The organism is Bacillus sp. AC266 (assembly GCF_979253805.1).
The window spans coordinates 665579-686821 of the sequence record NZ_CEEDEC010000002.1; the positions used below are offsets into that span (position 1 = coordinate 665579).

24 protein-coding genes and 1 pseudogene are annotated in these 21243 nt (G+C 34.2%); 14 read left to right on the forward strand and 11 right to left on the reverse strand.

All coding sequences use genetic code 11. From position 1 onward, the window contains the following. Nucleotides 1–240, forward strand: coding sequence for a DUF3894 domain-containing protein (locus tag AC0IXC_RS11045; protein WP_002088543.1), 240 nt, complete (start codon nt 1–3; stop codon nt 238–240). Nucleotides 241–330: 90 nt separating this feature from the next. Here AC0IXC_RS11045 and prli42 read toward each other — a convergent pair whose 3' ends face one another. Beyond that, the gene (gene prli42 / locus AC0IXC_RS11050) at nt 331–423 is read right to left on the reverse strand and encodes a stressosome-associated protein Prli42 (protein ID WP_000549036.1); all 93 of its coding nucleotides are present in this window, start codon (nt 421–423) and stop codon (nt 331–333) included. A 188-nt stretch (nt 424–611) separates the two neighbouring features. Here prli42 and AC0IXC_RS11055 point away from each other — a divergent pair, with 188 nt between their 5' ends. Next, nucleotides 612–1157: a GNAT family N-acetyltransferase gene (locus tag AC0IXC_RS11055; RefSeq protein WP_002015105.1), complete on the forward strand. Its 546-nt coding sequence runs from the start codon at nt 612–614 to the stop codon at nt 1155–1157. Between the two features lie 127 nt (nt 1158–1284). Beyond that, complete coding sequence (locus AC0IXC_RS11060; RefSeq protein ID WP_002015107.1) at nt 1285–2403, forward strand: tripeptidase T; 1119 nt, start codon at nt 1285–1287, stop codon at nt 2401–2403. A 51-nt stretch (nt 2404–2454) separates the two neighbouring features. Here AC0IXC_RS11060 and AC0IXC_RS11065 read toward each other — a convergent pair whose 3' ends face one another. Then, on the reverse strand, nt 2455–2661 hold the full coding sequence (locus tag AC0IXC_RS11065; protein ID WP_000809197.1) for a hypothetical protein: 207 nt from the start codon (nt 2659–2661) through the stop codon (nt 2455–2457). Nucleotides 2662–2803: 142 nt separating this feature from the next. Between AC0IXC_RS11065 and AC0IXC_RS11070 the strand changes: the two genes are divergently transcribed. Then, complete coding sequence (locus AC0IXC_RS11070; protein ID WP_471652903.1) at nt 2804–4042, forward strand: DNA polymerase IV; 1239 nt, start codon at nt 2804–2806, stop codon at nt 4040–4042. Between the two features lie 41 nt (nt 4043–4083). Here AC0IXC_RS11070 and AC0IXC_RS11075 read toward each other — a convergent pair. From AC0IXC_RS11075 to AC0IXC_RS11105, 7 genes and pseudogenes are all read right to left on the reverse strand, one after another. Continuing rightward, nucleotides 4084–4293, reverse strand: a pseudogene (locus AC0IXC_RS11075) (MgtC/SapB family protein); the annotation flags it as partial. A 243-nt stretch (nt 4294–4536) separates the two neighbouring features. Next, nucleotides 4537–5046 carry a hypothetical protein gene (locus AC0IXC_RS11080; RefSeq protein ID WP_113769827.1) on the reverse strand — a complete coding sequence of 170 codons (510 nt, stop codon included), beginning with the start codon at nt 5044–5046 and terminating at the stop codon, nt 4537–4539. 12 nt (nt 5047–5058) lie between these two features. After that, nucleotides 5059–5703 carry an ATP-binding cassette domain-containing protein gene (locus AC0IXC_RS11085; RefSeq protein WP_002143084.1) on the reverse strand — a complete coding sequence of 215 codons (645 nt, stop codon included), beginning with the start codon at nt 5701–5703 and terminating at the stop codon, nt 5059–5061. Beyond that, nucleotides 5690–6550 carry a hypothetical protein gene (locus AC0IXC_RS11090; protein WP_002192555.1) on the reverse strand — a complete coding sequence of 287 codons (861 nt, stop codon included), beginning with the start codon at nt 6548–6550 and terminating at the stop codon, nt 5690–5692. Before AC0IXC_RS11090 ends, AC0IXC_RS11085 begins: the two co-directional genes overlap by 14 nt. Before the next feature lie 732 nt (nt 6551–7282). Further along, the gene (locus AC0IXC_RS11095; protein WP_002143079.1) at nt 7283–8074 is read right to left on the reverse strand and encodes a hypothetical protein; all 792 of its coding nucleotides are present in this window, start codon (nt 8072–8074) and stop codon (nt 7283–7285) included. 117 nt (nt 8075–8191) lie between these two features. Next, the gene (locus tag AC0IXC_RS11100; RefSeq protein WP_002033980.1) at nt 8192–8602 is read right to left on the reverse strand and encodes a hypothetical protein; all 411 of its coding nucleotides are present in this window, start codon (nt 8600–8602) and stop codon (nt 8192–8194) included. Nucleotides 8603–8998: 396 nt separating this feature from the next. Next, on the reverse strand, nt 8999–9250 hold the full coding sequence (locus AC0IXC_RS11105) for a DUF3932 family protein (protein ID WP_000665712.1): 252 nt from the start codon (nt 9248–9250) through the stop codon (nt 8999–9001). 189 nt (nt 9251–9439) lie between these two features. Here AC0IXC_RS11105 and rnz point away from each other — a divergent pair, with 189 nt between their 5' ends. The 3 genes from rnz to sdaAA all read left to right on the forward strand — a co-directional run bounded on the left by rnz (nt 9440) and on the right by sdaAA (nt 12666). Further along, the gene (gene rnz, locus AC0IXC_RS11110; protein ID WP_002014952.1) at nt 9440–10363 is read left to right on the forward strand and encodes a ribonuclease Z; all 924 of its coding nucleotides are present in this window, start codon (nt 9440–9442) and stop codon (nt 10361–10363) included. A gap of 746 nt (nt 10364–11109) precedes the next feature. Further along, on the forward strand, nt 11110–11769 hold the full coding sequence (sdaAB, locus tag AC0IXC_RS11115) for an L-serine ammonia-lyase, iron-sulfur-dependent subunit beta (protein WP_002088527.1): 660 nt from the start codon (nt 11110–11112) through the stop codon (nt 11767–11769). A gap of 18 nt (nt 11770–11787) precedes the next feature. Then, the gene (sdaAA, locus tag AC0IXC_RS11120) at nt 11788–12666 is read left to right on the forward strand and encodes an L-serine ammonia-lyase, iron-sulfur-dependent, subunit alpha (RefSeq protein WP_002033842.1); all 879 of its coding nucleotides are present in this window, start codon (nt 11788–11790) and stop codon (nt 12664–12666) included. A 57-nt stretch (nt 12667–12723) separates the two neighbouring features. On the opposite strand, the gene proI is transcribed toward sdaAA, so the two are convergent. Continuing rightward, on the reverse strand, nt 12724–13563 hold the full coding sequence (proI, locus tag AC0IXC_RS11125; protein WP_002066991.1) for a pyrroline-5-carboxylate reductase ProI: 840 nt from the start codon (nt 13561–13563) through the stop codon (nt 12724–12726). A gap of 166 nt (nt 13564–13729) precedes the next feature. Between proI and AC0IXC_RS11130 the strand changes: the two genes are divergently transcribed. Together AC0IXC_RS11130 and AC0IXC_RS11135 are read left to right on the forward strand one after the other, a co-directional pair. Then, nucleotides 13730–14683, forward strand: coding sequence for an MBL fold metallo-hydrolase (locus AC0IXC_RS11130; protein ID WP_002014957.1), 954 nt, complete (start codon nt 13730–13732; stop codon nt 14681–14683). Between the two features lie 9 nt (nt 14684–14692). Then, nucleotides 14693–15487: an SDR family oxidoreductase gene (locus AC0IXC_RS11135; protein WP_002143077.1), complete on the forward strand. Its 795-nt coding sequence runs from the start codon at nt 14693–14695 to the stop codon at nt 15485–15487. A 29-nt stretch (nt 15488–15516) separates the two neighbouring features. Here AC0IXC_RS11135 and AC0IXC_RS11140 read toward each other — a convergent pair whose 3' ends face one another. Further along, nucleotides 15517–15702 carry a YqzH family protein gene (locus AC0IXC_RS11140; protein WP_002033845.1) on the reverse strand — a complete coding sequence of 62 codons (186 nt, stop codon included), beginning with the start codon at nt 15700–15702 and terminating at the stop codon, nt 15517–15519. 224 nt (nt 15703–15926) lie between these two features. On the opposite strand from AC0IXC_RS11140, the gene argC reads away from it, so the two are divergent. From argC to argF, 5 genes are read left to right on the forward strand one after another with little or no spacing between them, the layout of a single operon-like run. Continuing rightward, the gene (argC, locus tag AC0IXC_RS11145; RefSeq protein ID WP_215590164.1) at nt 15927–16964 is read left to right on the forward strand and encodes an N-acetyl-gamma-glutamyl-phosphate reductase; all 1038 of its coding nucleotides are present in this window, start codon (nt 15927–15929) and stop codon (nt 16962–16964) included. A gap of 10 nt (nt 16965–16974) precedes the next feature. After that, nucleotides 16975–18198, forward strand: a complete 1224-nt coding sequence (argJ, locus tag AC0IXC_RS11150) for a bifunctional glutamate N-acetyltransferase/amino-acid acetyltransferase ArgJ (protein WP_012261678.1) — start codon at nt 16975–16977, stop codon at nt 18196–18198. 11 nt (nt 18199–18209) lie between these two features. Beyond that, complete coding sequence (gene argB / locus AC0IXC_RS11155; protein ID WP_001286776.1) at nt 18210–18977, forward strand: acetylglutamate kinase; 768 nt, start codon at nt 18210–18212, stop codon at nt 18975–18977. Beyond that, nucleotides 18974–20134 carry an acetylornithine transaminase gene (locus AC0IXC_RS11160; RefSeq protein ID WP_215590162.1) on the forward strand — a complete coding sequence of 387 codons (1161 nt, stop codon included), beginning with the start codon at nt 18974–18976 and terminating at the stop codon, nt 20132–20134. The genes argB and AC0IXC_RS11160 overlap by 4 nt, the downstream gene beginning before the upstream one ends. Before the next feature lie 12 nt (nt 20135–20146). Beyond that, complete coding sequence (gene argF / locus AC0IXC_RS11165) at nt 20147–21097, forward strand: ornithine carbamoyltransferase (protein ID WP_061674752.1); 951 nt, start codon at nt 20147–20149, stop codon at nt 21095–21097. Nucleotides 21098–21243: the final 146 nt, after the last annotated feature.

The window sequence follows — 21243 nt, forward strand, 5'->3', positions numbered from 1 at the left end:
ATGTATTTAAATCCAAAAATTTCTTACATGCAGTTTTGTGTTGGTTTTCTATTTGTTATTACATTCATATTGGCAACTTTTAATATATGTTCTTACGTTGTAGCGATTGTATTTATGGCATTACTCAATCTTACTTTTGTTATTGGGGCATTTCAGCAGAAACAATATACAAGTTTTGTAATAGCACTTGTAATGGCCTTTTCCTTTAGCATTGTAGCAATTGTAATATATATAAAATAAAATGTTCATTACAAGATAGACTATCTCGATTTCGAGATGGTCTATTTTGTATGTGTAAGCAGTAAAAAAAGGACGAGTGAATCGTCCTTTTTACCAAAACATACTTGCGCCAGTAAGTAATGTTGTTACAAGCATAGAAATTAGCATTATATAAACCATAATTTTTTGAGCTTTTTTATGCATCGTTAAACCTCCTTGCAAATCAGTACAATTTCATTGTAACGAGAAATGAAATTGTGGACAAGGGGAGAGAAAGGACAAAATTCGGGAAGGGGGTGCAAAATATTACAGGAAATTTGAGCATACGTAGAGAATATGTTAAAAGATAGATTATTAATTTTTTGTTATGCAAGCTGAAGAATGGAGATACAATGATGAAAATATACGAGACAGATCGTTTACATTTAAGAGAAATTGATGAGTCGTATGCGGAAAAAGTTCTTCAATATTACGACAAAAATCGTGAATTTTTAAAAGCGTGGGAAGAGTATAGACCGGAGGGGTTTTTCACGTTAGATTATCAAAAGAAAAAGTTACAAAAGGATAGAAAAGAGTTCGCGGAAGGCAAGATTATCAGGCTTTGGATTTTTAAAAAGGGTGATGATACAAAAATTATTGGATGTATTTCATTTAATCTAATTGTTCGCGGAATTTATCAATCTTGTGTACTCGGTTATAAATTAGATAAGGAAGAATTGAATAAAGGTTACACAACAGAAGCGCTTAGAAAAGCAATTCAAGTTACCTTTGAAGAATTTCATTTACATCGTATAGAAGCACCAATTATGCCACGAAATTTAGCATCAATACAAGTAGTGACGAAGATAGGATTTCAATATGAAGGTGTATCTCGAAAAATGCTAATGGTAAATGGCATCTGGGAAGATCATATGCGCTGGGTATTGTTAAACGAGTAATAGAAGGCAGATGGGTATCTAGATGTGTTAACCATCTGTTTTTTGTCTTGTATTTCGAAACTTTTGCGAAATTCTGTTATAATTAATGTTGTTACATACATAATGGTAGTGCAGGAGGCGCAGTCTTATGATTAATCAAGAACGTTTAGTAAATGAATTTATGGAGTTAGTACAAGTAGATTCTGAAACAAAATTTGAAGCAGAAATTTGCAAAGTGTTAACAGAGAAATTTACTGCTTTAGGTGTAGAAGTATTTGAGGATGACACGATGGGTGTGACTGGTCATGGTGCAGGTAACTTAATTTGTACTTTACCAGCAACAAAAGACGGTGTTGATACAATTTATTTCACTTCTCATATGGATACAGTAGTTCCTGGTAATGGAATTAAGCCTTCTATTAAAGATGGATATATCGTATCAGATGGTACTACAATTTTAGGAGCCGATGACAAAGCTGGATTAGCATCTATGTTTGAAGCAATTCGTGTCTTAAAAGAGAAAAACATTCCTCATGGTAAAATTGAATTTATTATTACAGTTGGAGAAGAATCTGGTCTTATTGGCGCAAAAGCGTTAGATCGCGAGCGCATTACAGCAAAATATGGTTATGCATTAGATAGTGATGGAAAAGTTGGTGAAATTGTAGTTGCAGCGCCAACACAAGCGAAAGTGAATGCGATTATTCGCGGGAAAACAGCTCATGCTGGCGTAGCACCAGAAAAAGGTGTATCTGCAATTACTATCGCAGCAAAAGCAATCGCAAAGATGCCACTTGGTCGTATCGATTCTGAAACAACTGCAAATATTGGACGTTTTGAAGGTGGTACACAAACAAATATCGTTTGCGATCATGTTCAAATCTTTGCAGAAGCTCGTTCTTTAATAAATGAGAAAATGGAAGCACAAGTTGCAAAAATGAAAGAAGCATTTGAAACAACTGCAAAAGAAATGGGTGGTCATGCAGACGTTGAAGTAAACGTTATGTATCCAGGATTTAAGTTTGCTGCTGGCGATCACGTTGTAGAAGTCGCGAAACGTGCAGCTGAAAACATTGGTCGTACGCCTTCTCTTCACCAAAGTGGTGGCGGAAGTGATGCGAACGTAATCGCAGGACATGGTATCCCAACAGTTAACTTAGCAGTTGGTTATGAAGAAATTCATACAACAAATGAAAAAATTCCTGTTGAAGAATTAGCGAAAACAGCAGAATTAGTTGTAGCTATTATCGAAGAAGTAGCGAAGTAAGTAATAAAGTCAAAAAGACGTGTGAACCAATTATGGTTTACACGTCTTTTTTTATTTTGATTCAATTGCTTTCACAAGGCGGATAAGCCAATATAAGAAGACCCACGGAAGTACATAAGTTGTTGTAAAACGTATGAAATGAGAGAAGATTCCTAAAGCGTAAATGTTAATGTTAAAAAGGGGAAGTAACAAATAATTAATCGCAAGGATTACTATAATAATAATAAATACATAATTGAGTTTATTATGTTGTTTCATAACGATTCACCTCCTTTACAATAATATCCATTTGTTACGTACAGTATAGCAAAAAATAGATAGAGAAAACCCAATAATTATTATAACGCGTAAAGAAATTTGATATAATGAAGGAACGAATGTTCTTTAAGGGGTGAGTAGTATGCGAGAAATGTATCCGAAAAATGGACGTGTTATTTTACATGTAGATATGAATTGTTTTTTCGCATCAGTTGAAATTGCTCATGACCCATCATTACAAGGAAAGCCATTAGCGATTGCGGGGAATGAAAAAGAGAGAAAAGGGATTATCATAACATGTAGTTATGAGGCGAGAGAATATGGAATACGTACGACGATGCCTCTATGGGAAGCGAAGCGATTATGCCCGCAATTAGTTGTGAGGCACCCTAATTTTACATTATATCGAGAAGCTTCATTTCAAATGTTTCAAATTCTTTCCCGTTTTACAGAAAAAATACAACCGTTTTCTATAGATGAAGGGTATTTAGATATTACAGATTGCTATGCGCTCGGTTCGCCTCTTGAAATAGCGAAGATGATTCAACAAGCGTTACTAACAGAGTTACAGCTTCCATGTAGCATTGGGATTGCCCCAAACCTTTTCCTAGCAAAGACTGCTTCAGATATGAAAAAACCTCTTGGAATTACAGTACTTCGAAAACGTGATATCCCAGAAATTATTTGGCCACGATCAGTTGCAGAGATGCATGGAATCGGAGAGAAAACAGCTGAAAAACTAAAAGACATTCATATACATACAATTGAACAGTTAGCAAAAGGAGACGAGCATATCATTCGCGCTAAAATTGGAAAGCACGGTGTTGATTTACAAAAACGTGCAAAAGGTATGGATGACAGGGAAGTTGATCCGAATCAAATGGGACAACATAAAAGCGTTGGAAATTCGATGACTTTCTCAAAGGATATGGACGAAGAAAAAGAATTACTTGATATGTTAGAAAGATTATCGAAATCAGTAAGCAAAAGGCTACAAAAACGAACTCTCGTTAGTTATAACATTCAAATTATGATTAAATACCATGATCGTCGCACGATAACACGGAGTAAACAATTGAAAAATGCAATATGGGAAGAACGAGTTATTTTCCAAGCAGCATCACGTTTATGGAAGCAACACTGGGATGGTGATTCTGTTCGTCTGTTAGGTGTTACAGCTACTGAATTAGAATGGAAGACAGAATCAGTGAAACAGTTAGATTTGTTTTCATTCGAAGAAGATGCGAAAGAAGAGCCGTTACTTGCTGTTATTGATCAAATTAATGAAAAGTATGGAACACCTCTTTTACAGAGAGGTAGTCAATTATTGCGTAAGCAAGAAAAGTCGTTTCAGCAAAAATTAGAAAATAAGTTTATGTAGAAGGTGGCATGAAGCAGTAAATATCATGCCACCTTTCATATTTAACTCGCTTCCAAATCTAATGAAGTCTTCCAACCTGCGGCAGTAACGCCAGATTCTAATAACATTCTACTTACTATTTTCTCAATTAAGACGGCTGTATTTGTATTGCAATGTAATGTAGCTCGTATAGATACTTTTTGGTTAGAATCAACGTCTTCACTATACAATTCCTTTAAACCGATACCTTCTGAACTTACCATGTGCATAAGAGAATCTTAAAAGTGTTTTTATACTTTTTTGCCTTAAAGGATTTGCTAAAATCTAAAATGCCAATAGAACCTCTTTCGGGGCTCTATTGGCATTTGTAGATTGATAACGTATATTTTTCATATTTGCACCACAGTAGGAATATTTTCTTTGTTTAATAGTAAGAGCAAGGTTATATATTACAAACCATCTGATGGAAAAGGTGATTTCATCTCATTCCAGAAATCAACAAGCAAATTAGGCTTTTAATTATTAGGTAAATCTAATATGTATTTTATTTTCTTACCATTTTTTTCGCCTAGATATACTAACTTCACCGGTGTACTAAGTGCAACACCCCAGCTTTCTCTCATTTTCATTGTTACAATGCCTTTATGATTTTGTAAACTCTCCCATGAAACTATTGTTTTCCTTGTACTCTCATTAAACATTCCATTCGTCTTGTTAACACCTTTTAAAGGTGCTAATATATGCAAATCTGTAAAAATTGTTTGTTCCGTTTGCGTGTTATTTGTTGCCTCAATATCAAAAACATAATGAACTTCTTTATTTCCGTTATCATCAATTACTTGTTTCTTCTTGAAAGAATTAATGCTAAATTTAAATATATCTGTATTAAATGATTGACCTAGATTAATATTCTCTGATTTCACAATATAAGATTCATTTAAATTATTTACTACCTGATATCTCCAACATGCCCCTAATATAAAAAATGTACAAATAATCATAAAAACATATCGTTTTTTATTCATATCTTTCTCCCTCTACATCTCTGAAGATAGTGATACTTTACCATTTTCAACTAGGAATATTCTGTCTGCAATTAAATTTAATGTTTCACTATCATGACTCGCAACTAATATAGTTGTACCTGTAGACTTTAAATCTAATAAGATTTTAGTTATATCCCTAATTCCATTTTCATCTAAAGCGTTTGTAGGCTCATCTAAAATTAATAACTTAGGATCTTCCATAATTGCTTGTGCTATACCCAATCTTTGTTTCATTCCAAGTGAATATTTTTTTACTTTTCTTTTATCTTCTGGATTTAATCCTACGAGCTCCATTGTTTCACTAATTGTTTTATCCGTTATTTTATTTTGAATAGAAGCTAATAGTTTTAAGTTTTTAAATCCTGTATAGTCTGGAATGAATCCTGGATATTCAATGATAATGCCTGTATTTTCAGGAAACGGATGATCAATACCAATTATTTTTTTATCTATTAATATTTCACCACTATCTATTTTCATCAATCCTAATAAAGCTCTAAAAAGCATTGTTTTACCTGAACCATTTCTCCCTTTAAAACCATAAATCTTTCCCTTTTCTAATTCAAAATTAACATCATTTAAAATAATATTACCTTTTAGCATTTTAGAAACATGCTTGGCCTCAATGTATATCATCAGAATCATCCTTTCTATTAACAAATTCAAATGTTTTCCCTACCCAATAACCACTTATCCATAGAAAAAAAGTGCACAAAAGAAAATAGGAAATAGAATATAGAAAATGTTCATTATTAACGTAAAATAAACTCTTACGGATTAACATACTATCGAATGGATTACATATAACCGGTATAAATATAGTTATGGTAATAATCACTATAATCAATATATATGAAATGACACTTTTGAATTTAGTAGACACAATTAAATAAACCCAAACTAATAAGGAAGATGTTATTAGTTGTAAAGTAAAGCTTTTTATAACAAAAATGGTTTCTTTTAAATGATTATAAATTTTAGGATTAATATTTTCTGTATATATCCCCCAGTTAAATTGATAAGAACAAAAAATACCTCCCCAGAAGAACACGGCAATATAAAATAATAAAGTTATACAAATAGTTAGTATACCTGTACTAATAAATTTGCTAAACAATACTTGATACCTAGACACTTTCCTTGCTAAAAGATACGGTGTCTGTTGTATAAAATCAGCTCTTACATAAGTACCTAATATAAAACAATAAGATAATTGTAATATAAGCCATGTTACTGGAAGCTGGAATCGCCCCATTTCAACTTCTTTAAAAGATATCCCTTTTAGTAATTCATATAAAACATCAAGAATTGTTATAGCATTTGAAGGCAGTTCTCTATACAGGGCTGATTGCTTTAATAAAAATACCTCTCCCAAAACCAACACACTATAAATAATAAATGATATTATAAATCTTAATTTCATAATATGAATGCTTAATATTAAATCCCTTTTTACCAATTTATAAAAAATACTATTTTTCATCGTAATTAATCACTTCCGTTATATAAGTCCATCCGATGTAAACAAATATTCAATATAGCAAATGAAATACTAATAATCCCTAACATAAAACCCAATTTCATCAAGATTATATCTATTAGAAACCAATCTTTTTCTTGAAAAATCAAACCTTTTGACCAAAATAAAGAGAAATTATATTTTTTTTCTAACAACTGATCTATCGTAATAAGGAAGTAAATAGTAAAAATACAAATAGCTTTATTTTTAATGAAAAAAACTAGTATTTGTGCAAAAATGCATATTGCTACAGTTACTAGCCATAACGATACTATAAAATATGTAATTACTAACCAATTTGAAGATGGGAGCAACCAAATCACTATTTTTTCTTTCACAATAAAAAAATTAATTCCTACAATTAACAGATAGATACTTGAATAGATGATTGTTAGACTTACAATTTTTATGATTAAATGAAAACAATATGATTGACGAGTGTTATGTCTAAAATACATATAAACATTCTTATCCGTATAATTAAATGAATAGAAAAAAAGCAACAATAATGGAAGATAACTAAATAACACTATTTTCATATCTCTTGAAGTACTAAGAAATGAAAACAAAGAATCATTAGATAAAAAGTAAAATGATCTAATGAGGTGAATAGACACACCAACTATAAGAAATAAAATATTAATCACAAATAACCCTCGTTTTTGAAACAACTCTAATAAATACATTTTTAAAAGGTTATAAAATAACATGTCTTTTTACTCCTCTTAAAAATAAAATTATCGATAAAATAAAAATCCCTATTAACACTAAAATAGAAACAATAATATTGGCTCCATGATATATATGGGATTCAGATAAGAAATATATAGGAGCGAGGGGCATAGGATAAAATAAATTAATTATCATTAAAAAAAGTTGTAATAAAAAAGCACTTAATAAAGTTACAAAAGTATGCTTGGCATAAAAGGACATACTAAGAGAAAACAAAGCAAATGCTCCTCCATAAACAAAAGCAATAACTGTATATAACATCATGTGAATAAAAGGATGAGTGAAATAAATGTTAATAAAAAAGGTCGCTCGCTCATACATCCCTATATTGGAATTTAAAACTTCATCAGGATTTACATTTGGAAGAAACATAAATGATAAAAAAATGTTTAAAATCAATGGAATAATAACAACAAAGCCACCGATAAAAAAGGTTTTACTAAACAGCTTAAGAAAATACATTTTATAATTACTTCTTATAATTACAAACAAAAAAGATCCATTTTTTTTATCTTCCTGAAAGATCGATGAACTAGGTAAACTTGCAATAACTGGAAGTATAAAGAAAAATAAAAAGGAAGGTGTTACAATACTATTAATTCCCATCCAAGTTGTATATGGAGTGAAGATAACATCCTTTTTATCGGCTAGTGGAATTACATAATATAATATATATACACAAGATAAGGCTATTCCTAACATAAGCGAAAAATAAAAATTCCTATTATTCATTCTTTCATTAAAATAAGTACCCATGTTTCACCTCTTAAAAATTCAAATATACTCCTCGTAACATTTAAAATATGTAATGTTACGAGGAAAGGCTTACAAGAATATAAAGTATTATATTTATAAGTTCATTTTTTTATATAATTATTTACGAATACTATCCGGGCTCCAAACACCGCTTGCTGTACCCTCAGCCCATCTTCTGGTATCAATTTTAACCTTGATACCAGAATTATATTTCTCAACTGCTAAATTGTATAAGAATTCTTCTTGACCATCACGCATTTTGTATGAATGACCATCCGAAACATCAGTACCATCTTTTAATGCAGCCCAGGCATTGAAATATCCATCTAATCCCGACATGTTGTCTACCCTCATATAATAAGCCGTTTTATTATATTTAGGTTGAGATGGTGTTTCATCATTAGGACTGTAAACACGATATACATTTGACCAGGGTCTATCTTCATGATTAGACTTTGCTGCTGCTGATGCTGCAAAGCTTGACAAGGCAATTCCTGCCGTTAAAGTTAGAACTGTTATTTTTTTCATTTTTTCTCCTCCTATTCTTTTACTTGTAAGCCCTTAAAAAATATAGCACACTAAATAAAATAATATATATAGATTTACTAATATTAATATTTCTTTAATATTAGCTATAACTTTTTAACAAATATCTTATAAAAAATATCATTACACAAAGTTTTTCAACCAATAAAAACTGTTTTACTTATAGATATTAAATAAAAACAAGATATTTACAAAAAAAAATACAATATAGTTGCTTCAATTGCGCTACAAGCAAAAGGATTATTTAATAAATCAAGTGGAAAGATAATTTTAGATGAATTTGATCGGAGTATGTATACAGATTTTCGGACAGAAGATGATTGTTTGTTAAGTAAGTATAAATAAAAAAGCACTGTAACCAGTGCTTTTTATTATAGATTATGAGATTGTAGGATTTTCAAAAATAACAATTTCTGAGTTACTTGTTGTTGAAACGCGTTGTGCGTAATATGTTAAAGCTGAAGAAATATATGTTGGTAACGTCTCATTTGTATGTGATGTTGTATATTCATGGATTAATTCTTTTAAAGTCGTCCATTCTAATTGTGCTGGGTGATCAGAAACGAAAGAACTTACCCAGCGATCAAATGAAGATGAAAAATCAGTTTGTAAACGAAATACTTCTTTCATAATAAAACGCTCCCTTAAAATGTAGTACAATCATTTTACCACAAAATACGAACGATAGCTAAATTTTTTAAGTATAATGTTCGTGTTATATAGTTGTCTAGATGATTGGTTATACAAATTCAATTTGCCATTTGAAATAACATTCCGTAAGATGAAAGATAGATTATATAAAGAGCTGGAGGAAAGAAAGTGGAATTTGTATTTTTAGGGACTGGTGCAGGTGTTCCTTCAAAAGGAAGGAATGTTTCAGCAATTGCTTTGCAGTTGTTAGAAGAACGAGGACAGACTTGGTTATTTGACTGTGGCGAGGCGACGCAACATCAAATACTACATACGTCTGTACGTCCACGCCGCATTGAAAAAATATTTATTACGCATTTACATGGCGATCATATTTTTGGATTGCCGGGTTTATTGGGTAGCCGTTCGTTTCAAGGTGGAACAACAAAATTAACAGTGTACGGACCAAAAGGAATTAAACAATTTATTGAAGTGGCATTATTAGTAAGTACGACACACGTTAAATATCCACTTGAAATCGTTGAGATTACGGAAGAAGGTATTGTGTTTGAGGATAATGAATTTTGTGTAGAAACAAAAAGGTTATCACATGGAATTGAATGCTTCGGATATCGAATTGTAGAGAAAGATATACAGGGAGCTCTTTTAGTGGATAAGTTACTGGGAATGGGTGTGAAACCTGGTCCAGTTTTTAAACGCTTAAAAGATGGTGAAGTAGTTGAATTAGAGAATGGCACAGTGTTAGATGGAAAAGATTTTATTGGCCCACCTCAAAAAGGAAGAGTTATTACAATTTTAGGCGATACACGATATTGCGAAGCGAGTAGAGAGCTTGCGCAAGATGCTGACGTACTTGTTCATGAAGCGACTTTTGCGGCAGAAGATGAACAACAAGCGTATGATTATTTTCATTCCACATCTAAGCAAGCTGCGAGTATTGCACTTCAGGCAAATGCAAAACGCTTAATATTGACTCATATTAGTTCTCGTTATCAAGGAGATACATATAAGGAATTATTGAAAGAGGCAAGAGAGCTATTTTCTAATACAGAAATAGCTACGGATTTAAAATCATTTCCAGTAGAAAGATAATAATGTTGTGAAAAAATGGTGACGATAGGTTGCCATTTTTTTTATTTCTAAAAAAAATTAAAAATAAAACTGTTATCATTTTATTTTTATATAGGATGACACAGAAAGTTTTAATGATGTGAAGATATAGGATAAAAATACATAATACCGATTATTTAGAAAAACTGTTATATAAGTCAGACGACATACGAGTGGTACAAGTAGCGAAAATGGAATTTTATTCAGAACTTTTAAAATTCATTAAAAGTAAGCGTTTTATTAAAAACAAGCTATAATGAGGGCAGATTATAATTTATTGTAGGCTACATGCGTTTTAGCCATTTGTCATAACAAGTGAAGTTGACTAAATCGTGAGAGAGCAACATGGAAATTATAATAGGAAGGATATTACTATTATTTGTACTAAGTCTTTTTTCCCTTTTTTAGCTTTAAAATATCAAAAGGTATGAAAGCAATGGGAGTTTCACTTGTTTATGCTATGCTTGTAAGGGGTTCTGTGTTAAACTTTGGATTGCTACCAGACTTTATTGTGGACTATCTTATATTATTTTTAAATGCAGGTAATGCTAAGTTTCTTATTTATTATTATAACTGGTATTATTTCAGGATATATTGCTTCACTGTTATTCAAAAACTATCCAATTCTTACAGCGGAATAAATTCGTGGTACGACTGGAACAGCAACCGATTCGGTAGCTTAATAGAATAGTAAATAATTTTTTCATAGAGGTTTAGGGGGAGTTATGATGAAGTATCGCTCAGTGTTTGATATTATTGGTCCGGTTATGATTGGTCCATCAAGTTCACATACAGCAGGCGCGGCAAGAATGGGGCAAGTTGCTCGTCAGCTGTTTCGTCATGAACCAGAGAGAGTTAGCATTTCATTATATGGTTCATTTGCAAAAACATACCGTGGTCACGGTACGGATGTAGCGCTAATCGGTGGAATACTAGGATTTGAAACAGATGATTTACGTATTCCAAGTGCGTTAGATATTGCAAAAGAACGCGGGATTGAAGTGGAATTCATTGAAGAAGATGCAAATGCTCCGCATCCAAATACAGCGAAAATTCGTCTGTATAAAGGTGAAGAGGAAATTGAAGTTGTTGCTTGCTCAATTGGTGGCGGTAAAATTGAAGTTGTAGAATTAAACGGATTCGATCTTCAATTAACAGGCACGAGTCCAGCACTACTTATTGTAAATAACGATCGCTTTGGTGCTATCGCAGCTGTAGCTTCAATCCTTGCTAAGCATGAGATTAACATAAGTACAATGAGTGTTTCTCGTAAAGAAAAAGGAAGAAGAGCGCTTATGGTCATTGAAACAGATGAATTATTAGCAGATGAAGTAATTGCGGAAATAAATGGGCAACAAAATATTTGTCAAGTAACTATTATGGATTAATTGCAGGGGGGACACACCATGTTTCGGAACGCAGCGGAACTAGTGGCGCAAGCTAAAGAGCAAAATGTAAAAATCGCAGAAATTATGATTCAATGTGAAATGCAAACAAGAAATATCTCACGTGAAGAAGTAATTGCTGGAATGGAAAAGAACTTAGTCGTGATGGAACAAGCAGTAGAACGCGGTATTCGTGGTGTAAAATCACCGACTGGTTTAACTGGCGGGGATGCTGTGAAAGTCCAAGCGTATATGCAGAGTGGAAAAGGCTTATCTGGAGATACGATTTTGGACGCAGTGAGTAAAGCTGTTGCGACAAATGAAGTAAATGCGGCGATGGGAATTATTTGTGCAACACCAACAGCAGGATCTGCTGGAACAGTGCCAGGTGTACTGTTTGCACTGCAAGAAAAATTACAGCCGACACGCGAAGAAATGATTGAATTTTTATTTACAGCAGGAGCTTTCGGTATGGTTGTTGCGAATAATGCTTGTATTTCTGGCGCGGCAGGAGGTTGCCAAGCTGAAGTAGGTTCAGCAAGTGGAATGGCAGCTGCAGCAGCAGTTGAGATGGCTGGTGGAACACAAGATCAAGCAGCTACAGCGATGGCGATTTCATTAAAGAATATGCTTGGTTTAGTATGTGATCCTGTTGCAGGGCTTGTAGAAGTACCTTGTGTAAAACGTAATGCAGCAGGAGCTGCGAATGCCATGATTTCAGCTGATTTATCATTAGCTGGTGTAACTAGTACAATTCCATGTGATGAAGTCATTGAGGCGATGTTTAGAATTGGACAAACGATGCCAGTAGCACTTCGTGAAACAGCAGAAGGTGGCCTTGCAGCAACACCGACAGGTCGTCGTTTGCAAGAAGAGATTTTTGGTAAGAGTAATAACTAAAAGCATATCATATGATTAAAGTAAAAACGGAGCTCAAATAAAGTTGAGCTCCGTTTTTTATTTTTCTTTTGCTATTTCTTCTAATGTTTTTCCAAGATCGTGTGATCGTTTCGTTGCTTGTGTAATACATGAGATTAATGCTTGTTGAAAATTATGCTCCTTTAATACTTCAATACCTGCTTCAGTTGTTCCGCCAGGAGAAGTAATTTCTTTTCGCAAAATAGAAGGGTGTTTTTCGCTTGCTTTTAGCATTTCAGCAGAACCAATCATCGTCTGAAGAATAAGAGATTTTGCAACATCTTCTTTTAAACCAATTTTTTTTGCTGCCTCTTCCAGTGCCTCTACCACGTAATAAATATAAGCTGGTCCACTTCCAGATAATGCAGTGATAGCATGCATATCTTCTTCTTCTACAACAGAGACGAGACCAATCGTTTCAAATAAAGATGTTGCAGTGCGAATATGTTCCTCCGTTGTGTGTTCTGAAGGTGAGATAGCGGTAGCGGATTTTAAAATGGCTGCAGATGTATTTGGCATTGCACGAATAATCGGAACGTCTTTTTGAAGTAGGTTTCTAATTGAATGAGTAGAAACACCTGCTAATAATGAAATAATAAGCAAGTCATTATTTATGTATTCTTTAAGAGGAATAACCGCTTCTGCGACATCTTTTGGCTTCATAGCTAGAAAAAGAATATTTGCATCAGCAAGTAATTCCTTTTTATTATGTGTACCTTTGACACCGTATTTTTTATGTAACTCCTGTAATCTTGTCTCGTTAGAACGATTACTTACAGTGACGTGTTCTCCCTTAACAACATTTGCGTTTAATAAGCCACCAATAATCGCTTCGGCAATAGAGCCTGCACCGAGAAAGGAAATGTTTTGCATAGACATGATGTGCCTCCTTTAAATTTGGTTAGAAATACTTATAAATGTACATACATTCGTTTTTTTATGGAAAAGACCTCTTTTTATCTGAAAATAATGACAAATTTATAGGGAAGTTGTAAACTGAAGAGGTATTCATTTTTGAACCGGAAAAAGACAGGGGGGGCTAAGCATGACGGCGATTCATCGAATGGAGATTCCTGTTCCATTTGCAGTTGAGACAGTGAATGTGTTTTTAGTTGAGGGAGAAACATTAACGTTAATTGATACAGGGACAAATACAGAAGAAGCAAAGAAAGCACTAGAAAGTCAATTAGGTGCATTAGGATATAAGATAGAAGATATTGAAACGGTAGTGATTACGCATCACCATGCGGATCATTGCGGACTTTTAAATACATTTTCTGAAAAAGTAAAGATTATCGGACATCCTTGGAATGAACCGTGGATTACACAGAATGCTGAATTTTTAAAGAGGTATCATGAATTTTTTAAAGAGACAGCCTTGCAGTTCGGCGTTCCAGCAGTATTTCTGAATGGTGAGGCGTTATTGACGACGAAGACACTTAAATATTCTTGTAATAGATCGTTAACACATACCGTGAGAGAGGGAGATCGTATAGATTCCTTACCTGGATTTACAGTGATTGAAACCCCGGGTCATGCTTCCACTCATATTTCATTATATAGAGAATCTGATGGAATATTAATTGGTGGGGATGCTCTCATTAGTCATATTTCTTCAAATCCAATATTAGAACCACCATATGAAGGGCAAACAGAAAGAGCGCATCCTTTATTGCAGTACAATCAAACGTTAAAACGTTTAAGTGAAATGAATATTTCACGGATTTTATCAGGGCATGGGGAAGATGTTCTGAATGTGAAACAACTTATTGAAACAAGATTACAAAAGCAAGAGACACGTGCTTTTAAAGTGCTTGAATTATTAAAGGAAAAGCCAATGACAGCATTTGAGGTGTGTGTAAAACTATTTCCGGTATTATATAAAGAGCAATTACCACTTACTATCTCAGAAACTGTTGGACAATTAGACTTTTTAGCATATAATCAACAGGTGATGATTGATGAATCTTCACAACAATTGATTTATTATGCAAAGTAGGTGACAGCAATGACGGGACGTTTACAAGAAAAAGTAATCGTCATTACAGGTGCTTCTAGTGGAATTGGAGAGCAAGTGGCAATGCAGGTTGCAGAGCAAGGGGCGACGCCGGTATTAATGGCTCGAACAGAAGAGAAGCTACAAGCATTAGCAGACAAAATTAAAGTAACTTATAATACGCCTTGCTATTACTATGTATTAGATGTAAGTGAAGAAACGAAAGTACAATCTGTTTTTTCAAAGGTATTACAAGAAGTAGGACGTATTGATATATTGGTAAATAATGCTGGGTTTGGTATTTTTAAAACGTTTGAAGATGCTTCAATGGATGAAGTAAAGGATATGTTTCAAGTAAATGTATTTGGATTAGTAGCTTGTACGAAAGCGGTATTACCTAATATGGTAAAAAGGAACGAAGGACAAATTATTAATATTGCTTCATTGGCTGGAAAAATTGCAACTCCGAAGTCGAGTGCTTATGCAGCAACAAAACACGCTGTATTAGGATTTACGAATAGTTTACGTATGGAGTTATCTAACACAAATGTATATGTAACAGCAATTAACCCAGGACCGATAGATACGAACTTTTTTGAAATAGCCGATCAATCAGGTACATATGTGAAAAATATGGGACGTTACATGTTAAAACCAACATATGTAGCAGAACAAATCGTAAAGGCGATGCAAACGAAAAAACGTGAAGTAAACTTGCCGAAGTGGATGGGAATGGGGCCAAAGCTCTACGCATTATTCCCAGGTTTATTTGAACGCGTTGCAGGCAAATCATTAAGTAAAAAATAGGAGATTTCCATATGGAAATCTCCTATTTTTTATTTTCCAGTCACATAATCGTAAACGATATCCTCAACAGCCTCGTATACATCAATTTCAGTATTTAAATGAATTATCATTTGAATATGTTTAATTAGCATTTCCTGATCCTCTTTTGAAACAGGATTACATTGATATTGCCGAAAACTTTTTATAATCATTTTCTCAATTAATTTTTTATTCATGTTTTTCCCCGCCTGTATGTATACATGTATTGTTTTATTGTACTTGAAGTGAAATGAAAATACTACTATGCACTAATTTTGCATAAAAATCCACTTGTGTATATTGCTTTTATAGCGAGATTAATATTTTGAAGTTTTTTAAAATTATAAATATTTAATTGACTTTATAATTATGCAATATTATAATCAAACTTAATTTAAAGAATAGATATGAGGAGGAGCTTATGAAAGTCGCAATTATTGGAGCAACTGGATATGGAGGTATTGAGTTAATTCGGTTATTAGAGCAACATCCATATTTTTCGATAGCATCTCTCCATTCTTTTTCACAAGTCGGTGAATTTATAACAAATGTATACCCGCATTTTCGAAATGTTCTTGTCCATACGTTACAAGAAATTGATGCGGAGAAAATAGAGAAGGAAGCTGAAATTGTATTTTTAGCAACCCCAGCGGGAGTATCGGCAGAGTTAACACCAAAATTATTGGCAGTAGGTTTAAAAGTAATTGACCTATCTGGAGACTTTCGTATGATAGATCCCTCGTCATATGAATTGTGGTATAAAAGGCCAGCTGCACAGGAAGAACTTCTTAGGAAAGCAGTATATGGATTAAGTGAATGGAAAAGGCATGAGATCCAAAATGCAAATTTAATTGCAAACCCAGGATGTTTTGCTACAGCTGCATTATTAGCGGTAGCGCCGTTAGTACGTAGCGGCATAATTGAAGAAGCTTCGATTATTATTGATGCGAAATCAGGAGTATCTGGAGCGGGCAAAACGCCAACAACAATGACTCACTTTCCTGAGTTATACGATAACTTACACATTTATAAAGTTAATCAACATCAGCACGTTCCTGAGATTGAGCAAATGCTTACAGAGTGGAATCGTGAAACGAAGCCAATCACGTTTAGTACACATTTAATACCGATATCACGAGGGATTATGGTTACACTTTATGCGAAAGTGAAAGAGGAAATGAAAATAGAGCAACTTCAAAAGTTGTATGAAGAAACGTATGAATACTCAGCTTTCGTTCGAGTTCGCTCGCAAGGAGAATTTCCAAGTCCGAAAGAAGTAAGGGGCTCAAATTATTGTGATATTGGGATAGCTTACGATGAAAGAACAGAAAGAGTTACGGTCGTTTCTGTTATAGACAATATGATGAAAGGTGCGGCAGGGCAAGCAGTTCAAAATGCAAATTTATTAGCGGGACTAGAAGAGACAACGGGTTTACAGCATATGCCGCTTTATCCATAAGGGGGAAATTATGATTAAAGCATCGTCTATTACAAAATTAACAAATGGTTCAATTGTTACACCAAAAGGCTTTTTGGCAATCGGTACTGCAAATGGTCTGAAAAAGGTGAAAAAGGATTTGGGTGCAATCGTTTGTGAGGTGCCAGCATCATGTGCCGCTGTGTATACAACAAATCAAATACAAGCAGCGCCGTTGCAAGTAACGAAGGAGAGCATAGCAGCAGAAGGGAAATTACAAGCAATTGTTGTAAATAGCGGCAATGCAAATGCTTGTACGGGGATGAAAGGATTGCAAGATGCTTATGAGATGCGAACATTAGGAGCGGAACACTTTGGAGTAAAAGAAAAGTACGTCGCAGTCGCTTCAACAGGTGTAATTGGAGTACCTTTACCGATGGATATCATTCGAAAGGGAATTGAATCTCTTGTGCCAACAAAGGAAGTAAGTGAAGCTTATTCTTTTTGTGAAGCAATTTTAACGACAGATCTTATAACGAAAGAAACTTGCTATGAGATGATAATTGATGGGGAAGCAGTGATCATTGCTGGGGTCGCAAAAGGTTCAGGGATGATCAAACCGAATATGGCAACGATGCTTAGTTTTATTACAACAGACGCCAATATAGAGCATGAAGTATTGCAAACAGCATTATCACAAATTACGAATCATACGTTTAATCAAATTACGGTGGATGGAGATACTTCTACAAATGATATGGTCATCGTTATGGCAAGTGGATTATCAGAAACGAAAACGATGAATATGGAACATGAAGACTGGGAAACTTTCGTAGTTGCTTTACAAAAGGTATGTGAAGATTTAGCGAAAAAAATTGCACAAGATGGTGAAGGTGCTACGAAGTTAATAGAAGTAAATGTGTTAGGGGCTAGAACAAATGAAGAAGCAAAGAAAATTGCAAAGCAAATAGTCGGTTCGAGTCTTGTGAAAACAGCGATATATGGTGAAGACCCAAATTGGGGGCGAATTATTAGCAGTATTGGACAAAGTGAAGTAGAGATTAATCCGAATACAATTGATATTACTCTTCAATCTATCGCTGTGTTAAAAAATAGTGAACCTCAAATGTTTTCTGAAGAGGAAATGAAAAAGAGATTACAAGAACATGAAATTATTATTGATGTGTATTTACATTTAGGAGAAGAGAACGGATCAGCTTGGGGCTGTGACTTAAGCTATGAATATGTGAAAATAAACGCTTGTTATCGTACATAAGGAGAGGGAAGATGAGCGATTATATTGTAGTGAAATGCGGCGGTAGTATGTTGGATCAATTAAATGATGTGTTTTTTGATTGTATAAAGAAATTGCAACAAAAGTATAAGGTAGTGATTGTTCATGGTGGTGGTCCAGAAATTGATGCCAAATTAAAAGATTGTAACATCAAAGTAGAGAAAAGAGATGGGTTACGAGTAACACCAAGAGAAGTTATGGATATTGTTCAAATGGTGCTATGTGGAAGTACGAATAAAAAACTCGTAATGAATTTACAAAAGCATAATTTACTTGCGGTAGGTTGTTCAGGATGTGACGGCAATTTACTTCAAGTTCAACCTGTCAGCAAGGAGATAGGATATGTGGGAGAAGTAAGTTATGTCGAAACAGCCTTACTAAAAGGGTTAATAAATATGAATTATATTCCTGTTATTGCTCCAATCGGGATAAATGAAAATGAGATTTATAACATAAATGCGGATAATGCTGCAGCTGGAATTGCGGCAGCATTATCTGCAAAGGAACTCATTTTTATTACAGATGTAGATGGAATATTACATGAAGGAAAATTAGTAAAGAAAACGGACGAATTTGAAATTGATACTTTTATTGAAAAAGGGGTTATTACAGGCGGGATGATTCCGAAAGTACAGGCGGCACTAGCGTCATTAAAAATGGGAGTGCAAAAGGTAAGTGTCGTGAATGGTACAAAAGACTTTGCTGAAGTTACTGGAGAGTGTATTGGAACGACGGTAACGAAAGGAGTGAGTATCGTATGACAAGCCATCTTTTTCAAACATATGGAAGAAGAGAAATTGAATTTCTAAAGGGCAATGGGGCGAAAGTTATTGATAAAAGTGGTGAGCAATATTTAGATTTCACTTCTGGTATTGGAGTATGTAACTTAGGACATTGTCATCCTACGGTTGTAAAGGCGGTAGAAAAGCAACTTAGAAATATATGGCATATATCTAACTTATTTACGAACTCCTTACAAGAAGAGGTCGCATCATTATTAACAGAAGATACAGTATTAGATCATGTGTTTTTTTGTAATAGCGGGGCGGAGGCAAATGAAGCGGCTTTAAAGCTAGCACGTAAGCATACTGGAAAATCTCTCGTAGTAACATGTGAGCAATCTTTCCACGGGAGAACATTTGGAACGATGAGTGCAACAGGGCAAGATAAAGTGAAAGAAGGATTCGGTCCATTACTTCCGTCTTTTTTACATATACCATTTAACGACATACGAGCATTAGAGGAAGTAATGAATGAAGAAGTTGCGGCGGTAATGGTAGAAGTTATTCAAGGAGAAGGAGGAGTAATATTAGCTGATCCATCCTTTTTGAAGGAAATTGAAAAACTATGTAATCAGTACAATGCTCTTTTTATTATAGATGAAGTACAAACTGGAATAGGCAGAACAGGAACACTATTCGCTTATGAGCAAATGGGAATAGTTCCTGATATCGTTACCATCGCAAAGGCGCTTGGGAATGGTATTCCAGTTGGAGCGATGATTGGCCGAAAAGAACTAGGTTCTTCTTTTACTGCCGGGTCACACGGTTCAACTTTCGGTGGGAATTATATTGCTATGACTGCAGCGAAAGAAGTATTGCAATTCATTAAGGAACAATCGTTTTTTAAAGAGGTACAGGAAAAGGGCGAGTACGTATTAAAGAAATTGCAAGAAGAATTACGACACGTTGAATGTGTTCAAAATATTCGTGGTAAGGGACTTATGATTGGAATCGAATGCAAGCATCAGGTTGCAAATGTCATAGAACAACTAGAAAAAGCAGGACTTCTCGTATTACAAGCAGGGCCTAATGTTATAAGACTATTACCACCACTTATTGTAACGAATGAAGAGCTAGAACAGGCAGTATATATGATAAAAAAAGTGGTTTGTACAAAAAATGCATCAATCATATAAGGGGGAAATTTCATGTCAACTGTACAAGTACCGAAATTAAATACGAAAGATCTTTTAACACTAGAAGAATTGACGCAAGAAGAAATCATTTCTTTAATTGAGTTTGCTATATATTTAAAAAAGAATAAGCAGGAGCCTTTATTACAAGGAAAAATATTAGGGCTCATTTTTGATAAACATTCAACTCGTACTCGCGTATCTTTTGAAGCAGGAATGGTACAGCTCGGAGGACATGGCATGTTTTTAAGTGGGAAAGAGATGCAAATTGGAAGAGGGGAGAGCGTTTCAGATACTGCGAAAGTGTTATCTCATTACATTGACGGGATTATGATACGTACATTTTCACATGCGGATGTAGAAGAGCTTGCAAAAGAATCGAGCATACCTGTAATTAATGGATTAACGGATGATCATCATCCATGTCAAGCGTTGGCAGATTTAATGACGATTTATGAAGAAGTGAAGACATTTAAAGGAATTAAATTGGCTTACGTAGGTGATGGGAATAACGTATGTCATTCATTGTTGTTAGCGAGTGCGAAAGTCGGAATGAATATGACTGTTGCAACGCCTGTAGGGTATGAACCGAATGAGGAAATTGTAAAAAAAGCGTTAGCGATTGCTGAAGAAACAGGAGCTGAAATTGAAATTTTGCATAACCCTGAACTAGCGGTGAGTGAAGCGGATTTCATTTATACTGACGTTTGGATGAGCATGGGGCAAGAGGGAGAAGAAGAGAAATATACTTTATTTCAACCTTACCAAATCAATAAAGAACTTGTTATGCATGCGAAGCAAACATATCGTTTCTTACACTGTTTACCTGCCCATCGTGAAGAAGAGGTAACAGGAGAAATTATAGATGGACCACAGTCTATCGTATTTGAGCAAGCTGGTAATCGATTACATGCGCAAAAAGCATTATTAGTAAGTTTATTTAAAAATGTAGAAGAGCCTTCCTAAATGATGTGCACCCCAATTGTTAGACACGAATAACAATTGGAGGTGTATTTTTTTATGGTTAAATTCTTACTAGAAGAAAAAGTAAATGAAATAAAAACATATTCCATTCAGTATACACTGAATGTACTTAATTATATGGATAGACG